Consider the following 3,356-nt stretch of genomic DNA (forward strand, 5'->3'; position numbering starts at 1 on the left):
AATGCTCGACGCCATTTGAACACCAGGTTCGGATTCACCCCATGCTCCATCGCCAGACGCGCCACCGATACGTCCGGCTCGCAGGCCAGTTTGGCCAGATGCCGTCTGAATTCGATGGGGTGATTCGGGATGCCTTTGCGCGAAGTTCTCTTCGGTGCTTCCGTTGCCACTGTAGTCCCCACTACTTTTTGGTGGGGACTACTCTGGCAATTTCCTGTCACATCGTCGAGACGGTGCTGGGGACACGCCTACCGAGCAGGAGAAGGAGGCGAAGCAGAACCTGATTGCGTCGATCGTGGCGGGCGTGGCGACGGAAACGGGCGTGGGCGGTGCGTCAGGTGCGGCAGCGGCGACGAATGGCGCGACGGCGGCGGCGCAGAATAACTGGCTGGCGTCGGAACAAATCGTTCAGGCGAAGAAGGAATTGGCCGCATGTACGACGCTTGCGTGCATGGCTCAGACTACCGGGAAGTGGGCGGCGGTGTCGTCGGTGCAGGATGGAGCGACCGCCGTTGGCATCGGCAAGGGCCTCGTGCAAGCGGGTTGGAGCGATGTGCGCGGCTTGGCGCAATTCCTGAGCGATCCGGTGACGGGGCTGAAGGGGATGTACGAGCTGATCAATAGCAAGGATATGCGTGATCAGCTCGGACTGAGTCAGATACGGCACGACGAAACTCCATTCTTCGTCCGTTACGTCACTCGGGTAGGGGCCGCGTTTTTCCATCTCTCTTGGACGACAGCACCGATGAAAAGTGCATAACACGCTCTAAGGCATCACGTATACGCGGAGTGCACCGAAGGCGACCCCACTTCGCTACTCGACAGTGCACACGCGCTTGAACCACGTGATCTGAGATTGGCAAAACTCGAGGTATGCGCGAACGATGGCCGACGGATGCCGATGCGACGGATATAGCAGGTTCACTCGTTGTTCAGGCAATGGATACGACGGAAGCACGGAGACCAATCGTCCCTGCCGAACAGGTTCCGCGGCAAGGAATGGTGGAAGCTCGGTGACGACTTCGCCCGCGATGGCACGGCTGCACAAGTACGTGTAGTCGTTGGTGGACAGGAGGGGATTGGGTTCGAACGTCTGTTTGCCCAAGCGCCAGCCACGGCTGACTTCGGCTACGGGACTCCATACCGCACACGGGAACCGGTGCAGGTCGCCAGGCGAGTTTGGTACGCCCAGCGTGTCGAGCAACGAAGCGCTGGCCACCAGCACGTGACGGTAGGCTAGCAATTGGCGTGCGACCATCGACTCGTGTGCAATCGCGCCAACGCGCAGCGCGACGTCGATTCCATCTTCGATCAAATCCACGCGCCGCTCGGTCGCATACGCGTGCAAATGAATATCCGGATATCGCTTCTGAAACTCGGACAACAGTGTCCACCACACGTCGAACCCGGGCGGCAGTGAAAGACGCAGCCGCCCTTTCAGCCGCGCTTGATCGCTGACGACGGCCTGCTCCCCTTCGGCAAGCATCTCGACGCCGCGACTTGCATGTTCGTACAGCCGCGTTCCGGCCTCCGTCAGTTTGGTGCCGCGTGCGGTCCGTTCGAGCAACTGGACCCGGAGTTGCTGTTCCAGCGCGCGAATGCGGCGACTGACCGTCGGCAACGGTATCGCCAATCGTGTCGCGGCGCCGGAAAGGCTGCCCGTCTGCACGACGCTGACGAAAATCCGGACATCGTTGAGATCCAATTTTCCCTACCAAAAATGAAAGCATTTCTCTCATTTTAACCAGTTACATTGCGGATATCGATAGCCCAGAATGAGCCCTTCAAATTGACGAAGGGTACCCAATACGGTCGCCCGCCTGGAGAAAGCATGAAAGCCTACGTGATCGAACGCTTCGGTGGCCCGGACGTGCTGCAATTGCTCGACATCCCGCAGCGCGATCCAAGATCCGGAGAAGTACGGATTCGCGTGCGCGCGTTCGGGCTCAATCGTGTGGAAACGCATCTCCGCGCAGGGAAGCTTGGTTCGAACGATCAGGCGTACCGTGTGCCGGGTATCGAAGCTGTCGGCGAAGTCCTTAACGATCCTTCCGGTCAGTTTCACACCGGGCAAGCTGTCGCGACCGCGATGGGCGGGTTGCAGTTCACCCGCCCGGGTAGCTATGCGGAAGAAGTCACCGTACAGCGGAGCAATGTGATCGCCCTGGACGGCAGCGTGCTTTCATGGGCCGAACTGGCGGCACTCCCGGGAGCCTATATCACGGCAATTGGCGCACTCGACAAGATGTTGGCGATCGCCTGCGGCGAAACACTGCTGATTCGCGGCGGTACGTCCTCCGTCGGCCTCGCGGCCATCGCCTATGCGAAATTCCGTGGGGTCACGGTGATTGCGACGAGCCGCGAAGCTGCCAACCTGCAACGTATGCGTGACGTCGGTGCGGACCTCGCACTCCTGGACGACGGGCAGATCGCGTCCGCGGTCAAGGCAGTGGTTCCGTCCGGCGTCGACGCGGTATTCGAGGCGGTCGGCGCCAGCACACTGAGAGATTCCGCTTGTGCATTGCGCCCGTTCGGGGTGCTGATTATTGTCGGATTGCACGGTGGGACGGAGCTCCAGTCATTTCATCTGATGAAGGATCTGCCTAACGGCGTGCGGCTTGGTTTTTTCTCGTCCGCGCTGTTCGGCACGAGCGCGATGCCTGCCGCCGACGTTCCGCTGCTCGCCATCGCTCGCGCCACGGCGGATGGCGACATTCCATCGCTGCAAACGCATACGCTGGATTTCGACGAACTTCGTCGCGCTCACTGCCTGATGGAAAGCAATCGCGCGCTGGGAAAGATTGTTGTAACCATTTGACCATGAACCGGTAAGTTCACCGCCAAAGCACCTTCAACATTTCTATAAACATAGGACTACGATATGAAATACAACGCCACGGCCGATCGCTTTCGATCGGCGACCGATGTCGAAAGATTGCAGCCGGTCACCATGCTGGCTGCGCGAATTCTTCTAGTGCTGATCTTTCTGCTTTCCGGCCTGTCGAAACTCGCCGCGCCGGATGCGATTCGCGCTTACATGGAAGCCAATCACGTGCCGGCCGCGCTGTTCGTGCCGACGGTGCTGTTCGAGATCGGCACGAGTCTACTGATCGTCGCCGGTTATCGCGTACGCATCGTGGCGGCGCTGCTTGCCGGCTTCTGCGTCGTCACCGCCGCGCTCTTCCACAACCAATTCGCGGATCAGACGCAGACGGTGATGCTCCTGAAGAACGTGTCCATGGCCGGTGGCTTCCTGCTGCTGGCGAGTGTCGGCGCCGGCCGTTTCAGCCTGGACGCGAAGCTCGCGAACGCCGAGGATCGCGACGAAGCTCGTGATCGCGGTCATCCCGTTGCCC

Annotated in this window: 5 protein-coding genes; 3 read left to right on the plus strand and 2 right to left on the minus strand. The window is 60.3% G+C overall.

Annotated elements, in window-relative coordinates; translation table 11 throughout:
* The coding region (locus BSIN_RS15470) for a transposase (protein WP_143757465.1) at positions 1–182 on the minus strand (182 nt) is incomplete at its 3' end.
* A 122-nt stretch (positions 183–304) separates the two neighbouring features.
* Between BSIN_RS15470 and BSIN_RS26040 the strand changes: the two genes are divergently transcribed.
* Positions 305–760 (plus strand): hypothetical protein, encoded by a 456-nt coding sequence (locus BSIN_RS26040; protein ID WP_173678695.1) that lies wholly within the window; start codon positions 305–307, stop codon positions 758–760.
* Between the two features lie 54 nt (positions 761–814).
* Here BSIN_RS26040 and BSIN_RS15480 read toward each other — a convergent pair whose 3' ends face one another.
* Positions 815–1,705, minus strand: a complete 891-nt coding sequence (locus tag BSIN_RS15480; RefSeq protein WP_089341160.1) for a LysR family transcriptional regulator — start codon at positions 1,703–1,705, stop codon at positions 815–817.
* A 126-nt stretch (positions 1,706–1,831) separates the two neighbouring features.
* Between BSIN_RS15480 and BSIN_RS15485 the strand changes: the two genes are divergently transcribed.
* Positions 1,832–2,818, plus strand: a complete 987-nt coding sequence (locus BSIN_RS15485; RefSeq protein ID WP_089341161.1) for a zinc-binding dehydrogenase — start codon at positions 1,832–1,834, stop codon at positions 2,816–2,818.
* Between the two features lie 63 nt (positions 2,819–2,881).
* On the plus strand, positions 2,882–3,356 hold a 475-nt coding region (locus tag BSIN_RS15490; protein WP_256583821.1), incomplete at its 3' end, for a DoxX family protein.

Source organism: Burkholderia singularis (genome assembly GCF_900176645.1).
GTDB lineage: Bacteria > Pseudomonadota > Gammaproteobacteria > Burkholderiales > Burkholderiaceae > Burkholderia > Burkholderia singularis.